This is a genomic window from Sanguibacter sp. Z6_81, from assembly GCF_057180625.1.
Genome location: NZ_JBXUFV010000001.1, coordinates 224156 through 241053 on the forward strand (window position 1 = coordinate 224156; position 16898 = coordinate 241053).

Annotated in this window: 13 protein-coding genes; 9 read left to right on the forward strand and 4 right to left on the reverse strand. The window is 70.0% G+C overall.

The annotated features are described in order from the left end of the window. The first annotated feature begins 207 nt into the window (after positions 1 to 207). Positions 208 to 2856, forward strand: coding sequence for a LuxR C-terminal-related transcriptional regulator (locus AC2AXK_RS01050; RefSeq protein ID WP_484343476.1), 2649 nt, complete (start codon positions 208 to 210; stop codon positions 2854 to 2856). Between the two features lie 81 nt (positions 2857 to 2937). Here the strand turns inward: AC2AXK_RS01050 and gdhA are convergent, their stop codons facing one another. Beyond that, complete coding sequence (gene gdhA / locus AC2AXK_RS01055) at positions 2938 to 4275, reverse strand: NADP-specific glutamate dehydrogenase (protein WP_484343477.1); 1338 nt, start codon at positions 4273 to 4275, stop codon at positions 2938 to 2940. Positions 4276 to 4898: 623 nt separating this feature from the next. On the opposite strand from gdhA, the gene AC2AXK_RS01060 reads away from it, so the two are divergent. The 8 genes from AC2AXK_RS01060 (at position 4899) to AC2AXK_RS01095 (ending at position 12625) form a co-directional block, all read left to right on the forward strand. Further along, the gene (locus tag AC2AXK_RS01060) at positions 4899 to 5777 is read left to right on the forward strand and encodes an ABC transporter ATP-binding protein (RefSeq protein ID WP_484343478.1); all 879 of its coding nucleotides are present in this window, start codon (positions 4899 to 4901) and stop codon (positions 5775 to 5777) included. Further along, on the forward strand, positions 5770 to 6681 hold the full coding sequence (locus AC2AXK_RS01065; protein ID WP_484343479.1) for an ABC transporter permease: 912 nt from the start codon (positions 5770 to 5772) through the stop codon (positions 6679 to 6681). The genes AC2AXK_RS01060 and AC2AXK_RS01065 overlap by 8 nt, the downstream gene beginning before the upstream one ends. 69 nt (positions 6682 to 6750) lie before the next feature. Next, on the forward strand, positions 6751 to 7845 hold the full coding sequence (locus AC2AXK_RS01070) for an ABC transporter substrate-binding protein (RefSeq protein ID WP_484343480.1): 1095 nt from the start codon (positions 6751 to 6753) through the stop codon (positions 7843 to 7845). Between the two features lie 41 nt (positions 7846 to 7886). After that, positions 7887 to 9251 carry an LLM class flavin-dependent oxidoreductase gene (locus AC2AXK_RS01075; RefSeq protein WP_484343481.1) on the forward strand — a complete coding sequence of 455 codons (1365 nt, stop codon included), beginning with the start codon at positions 7887 to 7889 and terminating at the stop codon, positions 9249 to 9251. Beyond that, on the forward strand, positions 9248 to 10540 hold the full coding sequence (locus AC2AXK_RS01080) for an MFS transporter (RefSeq protein WP_484343482.1): 1293 nt from the start codon (positions 9248 to 9250) through the stop codon (positions 10538 to 10540). Before AC2AXK_RS01075 ends, AC2AXK_RS01080 begins: the two co-directional genes overlap by 4 nt. A gap of 130 nt (positions 10541 to 10670) precedes the next feature. After that, positions 10671 to 11243: an NAD(P)H-dependent oxidoreductase gene (locus tag AC2AXK_RS01085; RefSeq protein WP_484343483.1), complete on the forward strand. Its 573-nt coding sequence runs from the start codon at positions 10671 to 10673 to the stop codon at positions 11241 to 11243. 108 nt (positions 11244 to 11351) lie between these two features. Continuing rightward, positions 11352 to 12035 (forward strand): YqjF family protein, encoded by a 684-nt coding sequence (locus AC2AXK_RS01090; protein WP_484344231.1) that lies wholly within the window; start codon positions 11352 to 11354, stop codon positions 12033 to 12035. A 29-nt stretch (positions 12036 to 12064) separates the two neighbouring features. Beyond that, a complete protein-coding gene (locus tag AC2AXK_RS01095) occupies positions 12065 to 12625 on the forward strand; it encodes a GNAT family N-acetyltransferase (RefSeq protein ID WP_484343484.1) in 561 nt (186 codons plus the stop codon). Positions 12626 to 13583: 958 nt separating this feature from the next. On the opposite strand, the gene AC2AXK_RS01100 is transcribed toward AC2AXK_RS01095, so the two are convergent. The 3 genes from AC2AXK_RS01100 to AC2AXK_RS01110 form a co-directional block, all read right to left on the reverse strand. Further along, on the reverse strand, positions 13584 to 14597 hold the full coding sequence (locus AC2AXK_RS01100) for an AAA family ATPase (RefSeq protein WP_484343485.1): 1014 nt from the start codon (positions 14595 to 14597) through the stop codon (positions 13584 to 13586). 394 nt (positions 14598 to 14991) lie between these two features. Continuing rightward, positions 14992 to 15612 (reverse strand): GNAT family N-acetyltransferase, encoded by a 621-nt coding sequence (locus AC2AXK_RS01105; RefSeq protein ID WP_484343486.1) that lies wholly within the window; start codon positions 15610 to 15612, stop codon positions 14992 to 14994. Between the two features lie 88 nt (positions 15613 to 15700). Then, entirely contained in the window at positions 15701 to 16894 is a 1194-nt protein-coding gene (locus AC2AXK_RS01110; RefSeq protein WP_484343487.1) for an FAD-dependent oxidoreductase, read from the reverse strand. Positions 16895 to 16898: the final 4 nt, after the last annotated feature.

The window sequence follows — 16898 nt, forward strand, 5'->3', positions numbered from 1 at the left end:
TCCCCAGATCAGCCGCGCAATGCATGGAGTTCCCGGCAGATAATGTCGGGAACTCCATGCATTGCCAGTCTGCATCGCGCTTTCACCCCGTTATGCCTCCCCCCGCGGACACCCTGCCACCTACTATCGGTTCGCACCCCAGCATCGGCTGCCATCGCTGCGAGAGCGCCGCGTGTGCCGAGGGTCAGCGAAGGGTCCTCGACGGTCATGTCTACGCACGCCGCGCATGCCCCACCCCAGGGTGGGTTCTTCGGTGGACCGCGCGTGCCCTCGTTCCTCATTCCCCGCCCCGAGCTCGTCGAGGAGATCGCCGGCGGTGCCCCGCTCACCGTGATCCGCGGGGCCGGTGGCAGCGGCAAGACGATCCTCCTGGCGGAGTGGGCCGCCACCCGCGCGGACCAGTCCGTCGCCGGTGTCTGGGTCACCGCGCACGAGAGCACCGCGACCCGCCTCTCCTTCTGGCGGGAGGTGGTCTCCACCGTCCTCGACGCTGGTTACGCCGACTACGCCCCGGTGTTCACCCGTCTCGTGGCCGAGATGCGGGTGTCGGAGGATCCGCGTCGTCTGCTCGTGCGCGGTTTCGGCCAGCTCCGGACCCCGCTCGTCATCGTCGTCGACGACTACCACCACGTCCTCGCACCCGAGGTCCACGACGACATCGCGTTCCTGCTCGCGCACTGCTCGAGCCTCTCGATGGTCGTGGCGACCCGCACGCTGGGTCCGCTCGAGCACGCGTCCACAGCACTGAGCCTCGAGACGGTCGTCATCGACCCCGATGCGCTGCGGTTCAGCCTCTCCGAGACCGCAGCGGCGTTCAAGCACGCCGGGTTCGACGAGTGGGAGACGCTGGGCCTGGCCGCCCATGACGCGACCGACGGCTCGGCGATCGCGATCCGTGGGCTCATCGTCGCCCTGCTCCGCGAGCCCGAGGGCCGCACGGCGACCGAGCTCTCCCCCGCCCTCATCGAGACCAGCGCGACGATCCTCCACGAGTCCGTCACCGGGCGCCTGTCGGCGGACCTCGTGACGCTCGCCGCCCGGTGCTCCGTCGCCGAGGTGCTCACGCTCGAGCTCGTGGCCCGCCTCGGCAACCTCGACGGGCAGGACGCCGCCGAGGCCGCCCTCATGGAGCTCGAGGGCGCGGGCGTCGGCATGTGGGTCGTGCGGTCGAGCGAGCGCACGTTCCGCTTCTCCGAGCTCGTGCGGTCCGTCCTGCTCGCCGAACTGCGCTCCCAGCGCGCGGACGAGGTCGATGACCTCGTCCGCATCGCGGCGAGCTGGGCGCTCGACAACGACCTCCCGTTCACAGCGCTGCGTGACGCGGTGTCGATCTCCGACCTCGACCTCGCGACGCGCATCGGGCAGAGCCGGTGGTTCACGCTGCTGTCGTACCACCCCGAGCAGCTCATCAGGTTGCTGTCACCCCTGTCCGTCCGCAGGTTGTACAACTTCCCTGTCCTCGCGATGATCCTGGCCCTCGCCTACAGCTCGTCCGGTGCGCACCGGGTGCGCGCGATGGAGATGTTCGGCATCGCGAACGCGTCCGCGAAGCTCCGGAGCGTCAAGGCCGGGCCGGCCGAACGGCTCATCCTCCTGACGATCCAGAGCGCGTCCCTGCGGTCGACGGGCAACGCGGACCAGGCCGTCGCGGTCACCGACCGCGCGATGCGGCTCTTCGAGGACCTGAGCATGCAGCAGCGCGACGAGCTCGCGGCGATCCTGCCCGTCATGCTCGAGCACCTCGGCCTCAGCCTCTACTACTCGGGTCAGGCGGAACGTGCGATCCGCGCGTTCCGCACGAGCTACGCCATGGCGGAGTCGGTCGGCGCGGAGAGCAGGCATCACGCGCTCGCGCTGCTCGCGGGCTCACTGGCGATGCAGGGACACATCCGCGAGGCCCGCAGCATCGTCGAGCAGATCCGCGCCGAGATGTGGCCGGAGGGGTGGAAGGACGGGTACTACGGCGCGCTGTACCGGCTCGCGGAGGCGCTGTGCGCCCTCGAGCAGCTCGACTTCCCGCGCGCCCAGTTCGAGCTGCACATCATGCGCGCGCACGTGAACCTCACCGAGCACTGGCCGCTGTTCCGGTACGCCCAGACGATGATCGATCTCGGGCTGGGTCACGCTGCCGAGGGCAGCGCCGCGCTCGAGATCGACATGAGCTCGACGTCGAGCCTGCCTGCCGTGAGCGGGATCGCCACGACGGTGCTCGACGCATGCCGAGCGGCTCTCATGATGGCCAACGGGCAGGGCGCGCGCGCGGAGCAGATGCTCGGCAAGCACCCCAAGGGTGCTCCGTGGATCGCCGTCATGTGGTCCCGGTGGTTGCTCCTGGCAGGTCAGCCGGAACGAGCGATGCGCACGGTGGGCAGGTCGACCGAGGAGGAGAACCTGTCGGTGAGGTTGCGTGCGGAGGCGCTCGTCATCCAGGCGTCCTCTGCCCTGCGGCTCGGCAACGAACCGTCCGCCATGCGCCACCTCGACTCCGCGGCCCGCCTCATGACCGAGCACCAGCTGCGGACCCCGCTCATGCTCGTCCCGCGCAGCGACGTCGCTGCGCTCCTCGCGCACGCCGGCGCGCGGGAGGAGGGTCCGGGGACCGAGCTCCTCGAGGTGGCCGAGGCCTTGCCGCCCGTGTTCCCGTCCTCGGTGTCGACCGTCAAGCTCGCCGAGCGGGAGCTCATCGTGCTGCGCCAGCTCGTGCACAGCTCGAACATGGCGGAGATCGGCGCGCAGCTGTTCGTCTCGGCCAACACGATCAAGAGCCAGGTGCGGAGCATCTACCGCAAGCTCGGGGCCTCGTCCCGGGAAGAGGCGCTGCTCATCGCGCAGGAGCACGGCCTGCTCGGCGACTGAACCGCCCGGGGTGCGCACGACGCCCACCAGCCCGGCCGTCGTCATCGACGGACGGACGGGCCAGCGGGCGGGCGGTGCGCGTCAGATGACGCCGAGGGAGATCATCGCGTCGGCGACCTTGGTGAAGCCGGCGATGTTGGCCCCGGCGACGTAGTTGCCCGGCTTGCCGTACTCGTCGGCGGTCCCCGCGCAGCGGTCGTGGATGCCGATCATGATGCCCTCGAGGCGCTCGGCCGTGTGCTCGAACGTCCAGGCGTCCCGGCTGGCGTTCTGCTGCATCTCGAGCGCGGACGTCGCGACGCCACCGGCGTTCGCCGCCTTCCCCGGCGCGAACAGCGTGCCGGCGGCCTGGAAGGCCGCGACGGCCTCGGGCGTGGCAGGCATGTTGGCGCCCTCCGCGACGGCGAGGACACCGTTGGTCAGGAGGGTCCGGGCGGCAGCGCCGTCGAGCTCGTTCTGCGTGGCGCACGGCAGGGCGACCGTCGCGGGCACGTCCCAGATCGAGCCGTTCTCGACGAAGGCGGCGTTCGGCCGCCGCGCGGCGTAGTCCTTGACGCGGCCCCGCTCGACCTCCTTGATCTGGCGGAGCATCTCGAGGTCCACCCCGTCCTCGTCGACGACGTAGCCGGACGAGTCCGAGAACGCGACGACGTTGGCGCCGAGCTCCTGCGCCTTCTGGATCGCGTAGATCGCGACGTTCCCGGAGCCCGAGACGACGACGCGCTGGCCCTCCATCTCGAGTCCGCGGGTGCGGAGCATCTCCCGGGCGAAGAGGACCGTGCCGTAACCGGTGGCCTCGGTGCGCACGAGCGACCCGCCCCAGGAGATGCCCTTGCCGGTGAGCACGCCCGACTCGTAGCGGTTCGTGATGCGCTTGTACTGACCGAAGAGGTAGCCGATCTCGCGACCACCGACGCCGATGTCACCCGCGGGGACGTCCGTGTACTCGCCGATGTGGCGGTAGAGCTCGGTCATGAAGGACTGGCAGAACCGCATGACCTCGCCGTCGGACTTGCCGCGGGGGTCGAAGTCCGAGCCGCCCTTGCCGCCGCCGATGGGCATGCCCGTGAGGGAGTTCTTGAAGATCTGCTCGAACCCGAGGAACTTGACGATCCCGAGGTAGACGGAGGGGTGGAACCGCAGGCCGCCCTTGAACGGGCCGAGCGCGGAGTTGAACTCGACGCGGAACCCGCGGTTGATGTTCACACGCCCCGTGTCGTCGACCCACGGCACCCGGAAGATGATCTGTCGCTCCGGCTCGCAGATGCGCTCGAGCACCGCGGCATCGGCGTACTGCGGGTTCTTGGTGAGGACGGGCGCGAGGGACTCGAACACCTCACGGACGGCCTGGTGGAACTCCGCCTCGCCGGGGTTGCGGCGGAGCACCTGCTCGAATGCAGGGGCGAGCTGGCCTTCCATCGGGGTTCTCCTTCGTCGCGCGAGACCGCGCCCTGCGTTCTGGGACGGTCGTGCCAATTGCACCGGGGCAGCGTACCTCCGTGTGCTGGAGGTACCCGCGACGGTTCTCACGTCGTGAACAGCCCTCAGGAACGGGCAGGAAGCTTGCGGGTCGGACGGACCCGGCGAAACACGGTGAAACGAACGCCCGAATGATGAGCCCACCCTGAACGGTCGGCGCCCACGGGGGGAGGATGACGGCATGCGACACGACGAGACGACCGGGGCGGCCAGCCCCGCAGCGCGCCACAGCGGAGCACCCGTGCTCACCTGTCGCCGCGCCGTCGACCTCGTCCGGACGGCCAGCCTGCTCTGTCGGTAGACCTGTCCCGGTCCCGGGCGCTGCGCGCCTGACCCCGCACCCGTCGGGCGACACCGCTCGACGGGGCCACCCCGTCACGTGCCGGTGCCACGGCACCCGTGCACCGCACAACGCGCCCGTGGCACCGCGCTCACCGGAGCGCCCACCCCGCGACGACCCCCAGACCGGTCGTCCGGGCTCTGCGTCACGCACCACTCTCCGCGGCGACCCTCGGCGTGCTCCGGCGCCCGGTCGTCGCCCGCTCCCTACCCGTGGAGGCACCATGACCAAGCTGAGGTTCGACCATGTCCGCAAGGACTTCCTCGTCCGGGACGACCGGGGACGACGTGGGTCCACGACGCGCTTCACCGCCCTCGACGACTTCACGCTCGACGTCCCCGAGGGGCAGTTCCTCACCGTCGTCGGGCCGTCCGGCTGCGGCAAGTCGACGTTGCTGGACCTCCTCGGAGGGCTGACAGAGCCGTCGTCGGGCCGCATCCTCCTCGACGGGACGCCGATCACCGGACCCGGCCTCGACCGCGGCGTCGTCTTCCAGCAGTACGCGCTGCTGCCCTGGCGGACCGCACGCTCGAACATCGAGTTCGGTCTCGAGGCCAAAGGGCTCGACCGACGACGTCGGACGGAGATCGCCGGGACCTACCTCGACCTCGTCGGGCTCACCGGCTTCGAGAACCGCTACCCGCACGAGCTCTCCGGGGGGATGAAGCAGCGCGTGGCCATCGCGCGCAGCCTCGCGTTCGACCCCGACGTCCTGCTCATGGACGAGCCGTTCGCGGCGCTCGACGCCCAGACCCGGGAGTCGCTCCAGGACGAGCTGCTGCGCATCTGGCGCACGACGGGCAAGACGATCGTGTTCATCACCCACAGCATCGAAGAAGCCATCTACCTCGGGCAGCGGGTGGCGGTCATGACGCCGCGGCCCGGCCGGCTGAAGTCGGTGATCGATGTCGACCTCGACCCGGCCACCTCGGACGACATCCGGTCGGACCCACGCTTCGGCCGCCTGCGGCACCGCATCTGGACGGAGCTGCACGACGCCGAGCGCACCCGCCCCGCACCGGGGGGCACCACTCCTGCCGGCGCACCGTCCAGCCCCTCGCCCGTCCCCGACCCGTCCGACCTGGAGCCCGCCCATGTCTAGCACCCTCACCCCCGCACCGCGCGGAACCGCCCGTTCCGCGACCGTGCCCCCGGCGACGGACACGGTGGCCTTCGCGGACCCGCCCACCCTGGGGCGCAAGCAGGTGCTCCCCGAGCAGGGCAGGGCGGGGCGGCACCGCGTGCGAGCCGCGACAGCGAGGTCGCTGCGCGCATCCGCGGTGATCGCGCTGTTCCTCGTCGTGTGGGAGGTCGCACCACGGCTCGGGCTCGCCGACCCCGTGTTCCTGCCGCCGTTCAGCAGGGTGGTCGTCGCCCTCGGGGACCTCGTGGCGAGCGGCGAGCTCGTCACGCACCTCGACGCGAGCCTCACGCGCGCGGCCGCCGGGTTCGCGATCGCTCTCGTCGTCGCGATCCCGCTGGGGATCGCCATCGGCTGGTACACGAAGGTCTCGGAGCTGCTCAACCCGTTCTTCGAGCTCTTCCGCAACACCGCGTCCCTCGCGCTGCTCCCGGTCTTCATCCTCATCCTCGGCATCGGGGAGACCTCGAAGATCGCGCTCGTCGTCTACGCCTGCACCTTCCCCATCCTCCTCACGACGATCTCGGGGGTCCGGACGGTCGACCCGTTGCTCGTGAAGTCCGCACGGTCCCTCGGCCTGCCGCCGGTGCGCCTCTTCCAGAAGGTCGTGCTGCCGGCCGCGGTGCCGACGATCTTCACCGGCATCCGCATGGCCGGGTCGTCCTCGATCCTCGTGCTCATCGCCGCCGAGATGGTCGGCGCGAAGGCCGGGCTCGGCTACCTCATCACCTACGCCCAGTTCAACTTCCAGATCGAGAAGATGTACGCCGGGATCATCGCGATCGCCGTCGTCGGGGTCGTCATCAACGGCGGGCTCCTCGCGCTCGAGCGCCACTTCTCGCGCTGGCGCGTGTCCTCCACCTGATCCGGCCCGGCACCGCCGGCCCGGCCACCCCACCTCCCCCAACCCGTCACCCGCATCCCTGGAGCTCCCATGCCCGCAGCACCCCGGCACGCGCCGTCCCGACTCCCCAGACTCCTCGCCGCCCTCACCTCCGCGGCTCTCGTCGCCACCCTGTCCGCGTGCTCCGGAGCGGAGGCCGAGGAGGCCGTCGTCAACGAGGACGGGCGCACCGTGCTCCGGTACGACGGCTCCGTCGGCCAGGTGACGTTCCCCGAGCTCGCCGCAGACCTCGGCTACTTCGAGGAGGTCGAGCTCGAGTGGGTCGGTGACTCCACCGGCGGCCCGCAGAGCATCCAGGCCGCCGCGACCGGCGCCACCGACTTCGGTGGCGCGTTCAACGGCGCCATCGTCAAGCTCCGCTCGTCGGGCGCGAAGGTCACCTCCGTCATCTCCTACTACGGCTCCGACGAGCAGTCCTTCGGTGGGTACTACACCGTCGAGGGCAGTCCCATCACGGAGGCGAAGGACCTCATCGGCAAGAAGGTCGGCGTCAACACGCTCGGCGCGCAGTCCGAGTTCGTCATCCGCGAGTGGCTGGCGCGCGAGGGCCTGACGAACGACGAGATCACGCAGGTCGAGCTCACCGTCGTGCCACCCGTCAACGCCGAGCAGGCGCTGCGCGAGGGGCAGGTCGACGTCGCCAACCTCAGCCGGGTGTTCCAGGACAAGGCGCTGGAGCGCGGCGGGATCACCCAGCTGTTCTCCGAGGTGAGCCTCTTCGGCACCTTCAGCTATGGCACGTACATCTTCCGCGACGAGTACATCGCCGCGAACCCCGAGGTCGTCGAGGACTTCGTCCAGGGCACCGCCCGGGCCATCCGCTGGGCGCAGGTCACCCCCGTCGAGGAGGTCCGGGCGCGGTTCGAGGACATCATCACCGAGCGGGGCCGCAACGAGACGCTCGAGCTCGTCCCGTACTGGAAGTCCACCGGTGTCGCCGGGCCGGGCGGCGTCGTCGACGAGCTCGAGATCAGCACCTGGATCGACTGGCTGGAGCGCAACGAGGAGCTCGAGGAGGGCCTGCTGACCCCCGAGGACATCTACACCAACGAGTACAACCCCTACGCCAACGGCACGTACGAGCCGACCGCGGGACCCGACGGCGAGGCCGTCGCCGCCCCGTGACCGCCCCACCCATCCCTCCCTCACAGATCGCGAGACACACCATGACCACCACCCCGCCCCGCCAGCTCGCCCTCAACCTCTTCAGCAACGGCGTCGGCCATCACGAGGCTGCCTGGCGCCACCCCTCCACCGACGTCACCCGCCTGTTCACCGCCGGCTACCACCAGGAGCTCGCCCAGCAGGCTGAGGCGGCAGCGTTCGACGCGATCTTCTTCGCCGACGGCCCCGGGCTGCACGACGGCGTCGAGTTCAACAGCACCGGTCGTCTCGAGCCGTTGCTCACGCTCGCCTCGGTGGCTGCCGTCACCAGCCGCATCGGGCTCATCGCCACGGCGTCCACGACGTTCTACGACCCGTACAACCTCGCCCGTCTCTTCGCGACGCTCGACCACCTGAGCAACGGCCGGGCGGGGTGGAACATCGTCACCACCGCGGCGGGGAACGTCGCCGGGAACTTCGGCCTCGACACCCACCCGCCCGCGGCGGAGCGCTACGCCCGTGCCGCGGAGTTCGTCGAGATCGCGACCCGGCTGTGGGACTCGTGGGCCGACGACGCGGTCCTCGCCGACAAGGCGTCAGGGCGCTACGCGGACCCCACCAAGATCCACCCGGCCGCGTTCGCCGGCGAGCACCTGCGGGTGTCCGGCGCGTTCAACGCCGCCCGCCCACCCCAGGGGCACCCCGTACTCGTGCAGGCGGGATCCTCGAACGACGGCCGTGCGTTCGCGGCCCGCTACGCCGAGGCGATCTTCACCGCGCACCAGCAGCTGAGCGACGCGCAGGCGTTCTACGCAGACATCAAGAGCCGCGCGGTGTCGCTCGGGCGCGATGCGGACTCCGTGAAGATCCTGCCCGGGATCAGCCCCTTCATCGCGGGCACGGAGGCCGAGGCGCAGGCGCTCGAGCAGGAGTTCAACGAGCTCACCGCACCCGCGTACGGCCTGCGCCAGCTCGCGAAGCTGGGGGACGCGACCTTCACCGAGGACCAGCTCGACGAGCCCGTCCCGCTGCACCTGTTCGCCGACGCCGGGGACGTCACGGACAACAACCGCAGCCGCCGCCAGGTGGTCGCCGGGATCGTCCAGCGCGAGCACCCCACCGTGCGCCAGCTGCTGCACCGCCTCGCCGGCGCCCGCGGGCACCGCGTCGTCGCCGGGACCCCCGAGCAGGTGGCGGACACGATCACGGAATGGTTCACGAGCGGCGCGGCGGACGGCTTCAACGTCATGCCCCCGTCGCTGCCCGGCGGGCTCGAGGTGTTCGTCGAGACCGTCGTGCCGATCCTGCGGGCCCGGGGTATCTTCCGTGAGGCGTACACGGGCACGACGCTCCGCGACCACCTCGGCCTCGAGCGGCCCGCCAACCAGTTCGCAACCCTGCGCGAACCGGAGCTGGTGCGCGCGTGACGACTCTCGTGCAGGGCAGAGGAGCGGGTGGCGTGCGGGTGGACGGTCCAACGACGAGCCCGACGTTCCGCGCCCTCCTGCCCACCGTGTTCGTCCCCGCGGGCATCTACGGGCTCGGTCAGGGGGCGGCGGCTCCCGTCGTCGCGCTCCTCGCCCGTGACCTCGGCGCGTCGCTCGGCGTAGCCGGGCTCGTCGTCGCCCTCGGTGGCCTCGGGACGCTCGTCGGGGACCTGCCCGCGGGGCGGATCGTCGCCCGGTACGGCGAGCGCCTCGCGATCGGGCTCGGGAGCCTCGTCGGGGCCATCGGCGTCGCGCTGTGCGTCGTCGCGGACTCCGTCGCGGTGCTCGGCATCGGGGTGGCGCTCACCGGGATCGCCAACGCCGTGTGGGGTCTGGCCCGGCAGAGCTACCTCGCCGAGGCGGTGCCGTTCACGCGGCGGGCACGGGCCATGTCGACGCTCGCCGGGATGATGCGCCTCGGGTTCTTCCTCGGGCCGTTCATCGGCGCCGGGGCGATCGCGCTCGGGGGCACCCGCGGCGCGCTCGTCGTGCAGCTCGTCGCGGTGGTCGTCGCCGGGCTCCTCATGGCGCGGCTGCCTGACATCCCCGGGGAGGGAGCGGCCGCGGGCCGCGCCGCGGCCCGCGCGCCGGGTCGCGCGACGCTCGGGGGCATCTTCCGCGAGCACGCCCGGCTGCTCCGCACCCTCGGCGGCGGGGTGCTCCTCATGGGCCTCGCCCGTGCGTCGCGCCTCGCGATCCTCCCGTTGTGGGCGGACCACCTCGGCATCGACGCCGCGACGACGAGCCTCGTGTTCGGCGTCGGCGCCGCCGTCGACGTCCTGTGCTCCTACCCGGCCGGGCTGCTCATGGACCGGTACGGGCGGCGCTTCGTCACCGTGCCGGCGATGCTCACGCTCGGGCTCGGATACGTCCTCCTGCCGCTGTCCGGTTCGGTCGCGATGCTCACCGTCGTCGCCGTGGTGCTCGGGGTGGGCAACGGCCTGAGCAACGGCGTGATCATGACCCTCGGCGCGGACGTCGCACCCGCTGCCGTGCGGGCCCAGTTCTTCGCCGCGTGGCGCCTCATGCACGACAGCGGGATGTTCGTCGGCCCGCTCGCCGTCGCCGGGATCGCGCTCGTCGCCCCGCTGTCCGTCGCGGCCGTCGGGCTCGGCGCCGCGACCTTCGTCGGCGCCAGCATGATGTGGCGCTTCATCCCCGTCTACGTCACGTGGCCACGGCCGCTCACCGACCCCGACGCCGTGAAGCCCTCCCCCGCGTCGACCTGATCTGCCTCGTCGGCCGGTCCGCCGACCTCGCCCGATCTGCTCGGCCGACCGGACCTGCTCCGTCGGCCTGATCTGCCCGCTTCCCGGGCACCCCTTCTCCCACCCTCGTCACCACGTCCTGGAGACCGCCATGCCTCTTTCACCTGCCCCGCTCAAGGTCGTCGCCGTCAACGGCAGCCCGAGCTTCCCGTCCAAGACCGCCGCGCTCGTCACGGAGATCGTCGGGCGGCTCGGGCGCCGCGTACCGCTCGAGTCGACCGTCCTCAACGTCGGGGAGCTCGTCCCGTTCTTCGGTGACACGTACGGCGACCCGAACTCGCCCATCGCGCACGCCCTCGCCGAGATCGCGGGCGCGGACCTCGTCATCGCCGCGAGCCCCATCTACAAGGGCTCGTACACCGGGCTGTTCAAGCACGTGTTCGACCTCCTCGCGCCGTCCGCGCTGACGAACACCCCGGTGCTGCTCGTCGCCACCGGCGGCAGCGAGCGCCACACCCTCGCCCTCGAGCACCAGTTCCGGCCGCTGTTCGGGTTCTTCCAGGCCGACACCCTGCCCCTGGCGATCTACGGGCACGACTCCGAGTTCACGAGCTACGAGGTCACCGGGGACGGGCTCCATGCGCGCATCGACAAGGCGATCGCCCGGGCCCTGCCGTTCCTGTCGGCGGAGTGGCGCGAGGAGTCGCTGCACCCGGTCATCTGAACCGGTGTCGTCTGAGCCCTGTCATCTGCCACGGCCCCTGCCCATACTCGACACGTGGAACCGTCCCCGATCTCGCCAGTCGCGCCCGGTCTCGACGGGCGCGCGATCATGTCGCAGCGCTGGGAGGACCTCACCTTCCTGCACTGGCGGGTCGACCCGGCACTCGTCGCGCCGTTCCTCCCAGCCGGGACCACACCGGACCTGCACGACGGCGCGACGTACGTGGGCCTCATCCCCTTCCGCCTCGCCGACGCCGGGGTGCTGCGGGCCCGGCCCGTCCCGTGGCTCGGCACCTTCGCCGAGACGAACGTGCGCCTCTACTCGGTCGACGCAGCCGGACGGCGGGGGGTCGTCTTCCGGTCGCTCGACGCGTCGCGGCTCGCGGTCGTCCTCGCCGCGCGCGCCGGGTTCGGGCTGCCGTACATGTGGGCGCGGATGCGGATCGAGCAGACGGGCGGACGGGTGACGTACGCGTCGTCGCGGCGGGCTCCCGGGCCGCGCGGCGCCGGCGGCCGCATCGTCGTCGAGCCCGGGGCGGTGATCGCCCGGCCCGGCGCGCTCGCGCACTTCCTCACCGCCCGCTGGGGCCTGCACACCGCTCACCTCGGCCGCACCTGGTACGTGCCCAACGAGCACGAGCCGTGGCCGCTGCACGACGCGCGACTCGTGGAGCTCGACGACACGCTCGTCGCCGCTGCGGGGCTCGCGGGGACCACCGGGCGCGCCCCGGACTCGGTGCTGTGGTCGCCGGGGGTTCGGACGGCCTTCGGGAGGCCGTTCCGGGTGGCATGACCACGTTCGACGCGGGATATCGTCACGAGATGAACGAAGACGTGACCTTTCGTCCCGCCACCGTCGACGACCTGCCAGCAGTGGTCGACCTCGTCAACGCCGCCTTCCGCGCCGAGGGCGCGGCTGCTGGGTGGACGACGGAGTCCCACCTCCTCGGCGGCCCCCGGGCGACGGTCGAGATGCTGCGGCCCGACGTCGAGTCACCCGCTGGCCGGATCATCCTCGCCGAGCTGGACGTCGCGCTCCTCGGGTGCGCGCACGTCGAGCGGGTCCGGGACGAGCGTGGCTACCTCGGCATGTTCGCCGTCCGTCCCGCCCTGCAGGGCGCGGGCGTCGGCAGCCGGTTGCTCGCCGAGGCCGAGCGCATCGCCCGGGACGAGTGGCAGCTGCCGCTCATGCGCATGACGGTCCTCAACGTGCGCCGGGAACTCCTCGACTACTACGAGCGTCGCGGCTACCGCGCGACCGGCGAGGTCGTCCCGTTCCCGCCACCGGGCGTCGCGCACCTCGTCGTCGTCCGCCAGGAGGGTCTCGAACTCGTCGTCCTCACGAAGGACATTACTCAGACGCACGCCCGACACTCGCGCTGAACGTGAAGCCCGTCGCTGCCACACTAGAGAGCCTATCGAGCGGCCACGAGGGGCATTCCAATCAGTTCCTGTCGTTTTCGCAAACGTTCAACCACCGCCCATCCTTCGGCGGAACTCCCACTAACCGCCACGCGAAACAGGCGGCCCACCTCACCCGGGTCCACTTTCGCACCAGTTCCCTGGCTTAGCACCATCGCAGACAGCTCAACAATGTCATGCCCATTACTGAAACGCCTTGCCCTACAGACGGAACACGCCCCCTTCGAATGAGCGCGGCACGGTTTCGCACTCCCACTATCTGCGGTCGCGACCACAAGGGCCGACTGATCGGCTGACCAACCAAGAGTTTGCGCAAGCGCGGCGCAAAGGGTCAGCGGAGTCGGCACCCGGCACGCTGCCGACCACACTGGGGCGTCGTCGAGGTCCGCGGCTCTCACGCGCCGCTTCTTCTTCGTGATTGGGTCTGTGACGCGAATCACGTAGCGGAGGCTCCTAGCCGCGTCCAGGAGAACGCCAAGCGCAGCCGTGAAATCCAGCACGAAAGTGCGGACCCTCGCGACACGGTCGGCGATCATCCGGCCGTCATCACACTCCGGCGCCAAATAATCACGAGCGACCCTATCGAAGGCGCCCAGTTCCATCATGAGATCCGCTTCGAGGTCTCGATTTGTTGACACAATAACGGCTCCGGATTGGAACCAGTCCGGTGACACTAGTCCGTCACAATCGATTAGCAGCGTACACCTAGAGAGTTCTTCCGGCTTCATGTGTTTTCGCAATTCGAGCAATCTATCCTTGCCCCTCGCGGGCAGGACCTTCACCCCTGGATCGAGAAATGAGTCGAAGGCCTGACGATCGGCCACCCCCTCCACGATGAGGAAAGGGACCGACCGATTCGTTCCCTGCAGTCGGAGGCGGACCGATTGCGCGAAGGCGGCGGGGGAAGTGTACGTGAGCGTCACCGAAGCTCCGAACTCATTAGCGCGCGCTCAAGATCCGGATGCCCCGCAAGAATCATAGGCGAGTGCGTCGCCATCAGAAATTGAACACCTGACGCATCCCCCATGCGGTGCAGGTCCTCAATCAGCGTGTCTTGCCAGAGGACGTGCAACGAGATTTCCGGCTCATCGACGATCACCAGGGTCCCCGGTTCGGTCTTGAACAAGATTTCATAAGCCAGGACCGTTATTTGCTGCTCGCCCGAACTCAGCTGTCGGGGACGAATGATGGATTCGTCTCGCAGACCGAATCGCATCCCCTCATTCCGACTCAGTTGCAGGACTTTCGGTTCGAAACGATCGTCCAAGAACCGCTTGAAGGTGCTAAGTCTCTTCTCGAGCATTCCCAGCGATTGGAACTTAGCCAAGGTGGTCTTAAGGACTACATGCATCACGCGGCGGACATTCTCATCGTCGATCCCCCCCGCAGCGAGGTCCGGCTCGAAGAATTGATTCTCGTCGAGCAAGCCGACAGCCCTCAGCGCTTCGCGCCGCAGGTTCGTGTCGCTCACGAGAGCCGCGAGCTCCTCGGGCGAAACGTCGAGACGCGCATCCATCATTGCGTCGAGAATCGCTTTGGGCAGTTCGCGGTCTCGCTGCTGCGACGACCGCGCGTAGTCCGAATCGGCTCGACTCAATTGCTCGGCGATATCCGAGGATGCCGATTCAACGGCGAGCCGGGTCTTTCGAGCTCCTCCAGCGCCTCTCGCATGCGGTTTGGACTGAGGCTCGAGGACAAGTCGCTGGTCTGTTACGAAAAGGACCGGGAATGCCTTCGCAAACTCTGGAAGCCAATCTGGCGCAAGGAGAGTGGTACGCCGATTTTCCGCGGCGATGGCTTCACGGACTGCACGATACTCGAGGAAGGGAGCACCCGCAGATTGAGCGGCATCCGCTAGATCATCCGCGGCACCTTCGGTATCGAATCCACGTTCACTCAAGGCTTGAAAAGCCCAAGTAGGGAGATCTCGCATGCTCGCACCTAGTTCGAGTTCACCGGTGTGCGCACCCCACCGGAGAATCGCAGGGGACACGTCGGAGTCTCGCGATATCTCGAAGTCTGGAATGTCATCAAAGGACATCCTAAAGCGGCGAACCGGCGCAGACGCAAGGGTCGCGAGATCACCATTTGATGCAGCACTGACCATCCGTAGAAGCGTCGACTTCCCGGTGCCGTTCGCGCCAGTGAGGACCGTTGGTCGCTCTGAATCCAGACATATCTGGTCATCATGGGACCCAAAAAGTCCATCGAATTCGAGGGAACGCAACCTGGCCGTCGGTAGTGACATGTCGCGATCGTAACGTCTTGCCGCCGTCAACTTCGATATAGATGGGGTGATTTTGGTCGAGGTTTGAGTCGGCCACGACTTAGAGCGTGAGGCCGCAAACCTGAGTCGGTGGGACGAGCCACTTCTCGAAGGCCAGGGGGCCGTCGGCGTCCGTGTGGGTGAGCGGGTCGTACAGCTGGGTGTAGCCCGTCGCGACGTAGAGGTTCGCGGCCTCGGGCTGCCGGGAGCCCGTCGTGAGGAAGAGACGCTCGTAGCCGGCTGCCGCGGCGCGCGCCTCGAGCTCCGCGAGGACGATGCGGGCGAGCCCCCGACGGCGGTGGTCGCTGTGCGTCCAGATCCGCTTGAGCTCCGCGGTGGGGACGGCCGGAGCGCCGGTGCGGTCCCTGCCCGCGTGGGGGTGGGGGCTGCGGCTGATGTCCCCCTCCTCCGGTTCCGTCCGGCGGCGGAACGCACCGCCAGCGACGGCGACGCCGGCCTCCATGAGGAGGAGGAAGTCCCCGTCGGGCGGGAGGAACTCGTCGGCCTCGTAGTGGCTCATCTCCGCGCCGAGCAGCTCCTCACCGAGCAGCGCGGCGTACAGGCGGACGTACGTGCTGTGGAGGTCGTCGAGGAGGGGACGCACGAGAGGGTCGCTCAGGTGCACGGACCGGAGCTCGAAGCCGTTCGGGCTGGAGGTCCGGGTGGGGGTCGCGCAGGTCATCCCTCCATTCTGCGGCCGCCCCCGGCGCGCTCAGGGCCGTCCCGGGTGTGTGCCTGAGCACGTCCGTGTCGAGCGGACCGCCGCCTCCCTAGGCGCCGCGGCCCGCGAACCGCGCCAGCCGGAACCGCTCCGCCGACGCACCGACCGGGCCGTCGACCGGCTCCGTCGCCAGGTCCCGCAGCACCCGCCCGAGTGCCGGCGCGAACTTGAAGCCGTGGCCCGAGAACCCGGCTGCGACCGTCACGCGCCCGACCCGGTCGAGGACGAAGTCGTGGTCCGGCGTCGTCGTGTACGTGCAGGAGATGGGGACGGCGGTGGACGGGTCGATGCCCGGCACCCACTGCTCCACGTAGTCGAGCAGCTGTGCGAGCTGGGTGGACTCCGGCTGGAAGGTGCGGTGGTCGGGGTCCGTCCGCGGCCCGACCCCGTGGAAGCCGACCTTGATGCCCTCCCCCGGCGTCGCGAGGCCGTACGTGCCGCTCGGCCACCGGGCGCCCGGTCCGGCGAGCGCCGGGCCGAGGTCCTGGGTAAAGCTCGGCCACTGGGCCTCGGCGGGCGCACCTTCGCGCAGCGCGAAGTGCGCGGGCTGCTCCTGCGTGACGACGAGCGGCAGCGCCCTGCCGTCAGCCGCGGCACCGCGACCGAGCAGCGGCCCGACCAGACCGGCGCTCCACGCCCCGACCGCGACCACGACCCGCTCCGCAAGAAGCTCTCCGCCGTCGGTCACGACACGGACAGCACCAGCCTCGTCCTCGAGCCCGAGGACCTGCACCCCGTGCCGCACCTGCGCGCCACGTGCCCGCGCGACGGCCTGGAACGCCTCGACGGCACGGTCCGCATGCAGCCGTCCCGCCGTCTCGGACTCGTGCAGGACAGGCCCGTCGAAGCGCAGCCCCGGCCACCGCTCGGCCGCCTCGTCCGCGGAGAACCACGCGTGCGCGATCCCCCGGGCCGCGAACGCCTCGGCGATCGCGGGCCGCGCCGTGTCTCCGGTCCCGCCGCTCAGCCCGCCCGTGAGGGTGAGCAGCTCAAGACCGGAGTCCGCCTCCAGCCCGCGCCACAGTCCGAGTGCCTCCTGGGCGAGGTCGAGGTACTCCGGCTCCGGGTACGTCGTGCGGTAGATCCGCGACGCCCCGTGCGACGCGCCCCGCACGTGCCCGGGCTCGAAGCGCTCGAGGAGCACCACCTCCCGGCCCGCACCCGCGAGCGCCCACGCTGCCGCCGACCCCATGACCCCGCCGCCGACGACGACCGTTCCGACCCGCTCCACCTGCACGACCACCGTT

Excerpts from the sequence above, each read along its gene's own strand:
- AC2AXK_RS01050 (WP_484343476.1), top strand. The coding sequence starts at position 208 with ATGTCTACGCACGCCGCGCATGCCCCACCCCAGGGTGGGTTCTTCGGT.
- gdhA (WP_484343477.1), bottom strand. The coding sequence starts at position 4,275 with ATGGAAGGCCAGCTCGCCCCTGCATTCGAGCAGGTGCTCCGCCGCAAC.
- AC2AXK_RS01060 (WP_484343478.1), top strand. The coding sequence starts at position 4,899 with ATGACCAAGCTGAGGTTCGACCATGTCCGCAAGGACTTCCTCGTCCGG.
- AC2AXK_RS01065 (WP_484343479.1), top strand. The coding sequence starts at position 5,770 with ATGTCTAGCACCCTCACCCCCGCACCGCGCGGAACCGCCCGTTCCGCG.
- AC2AXK_RS01070 (WP_484343480.1), top strand. The coding sequence starts at position 6,751 with ATGCCCGCAGCACCCCGGCACGCGCCGTCCCGACTCCCCAGACTCCTC.
- AC2AXK_RS01075 (WP_484343481.1), top strand. The coding sequence starts at position 7,887 with ATGACCACCACCCCGCCCCGCCAGCTCGCCCTCAACCTCTTCAGCAAC.
- AC2AXK_RS01085 (WP_484343483.1), top strand. The coding sequence starts at position 10,671 with ATGCCTCTTTCACCTGCCCCGCTCAAGGTCGTCGCCGTCAACGGCAGC.
- AC2AXK_RS01090 (WP_484344231.1), top strand. The coding sequence starts at position 11,352 with ATGTCGCAGCGCTGGGAGGACCTCACCTTCCTGCACTGGCGGGTCGAC.
- AC2AXK_RS01095 (WP_484343484.1), top strand. The coding sequence starts at position 12,065 with ATGAACGAAGACGTGACCTTTCGTCCCGCCACCGTCGACGACCTGCCA.
- AC2AXK_RS01100 (WP_484343485.1), bottom strand. The coding sequence starts at position 14,597 with ATGCGAGATCTCCCTACTTGGGCTTTTCAAGCCTTGAGTGAACGTGGA.
- AC2AXK_RS01105 (WP_484343486.1), bottom strand. The coding sequence starts at position 15,612 with ATGACCTGCGCGACCCCCACCCGGACCTCCAGCCCGAACGGCTTCGAG.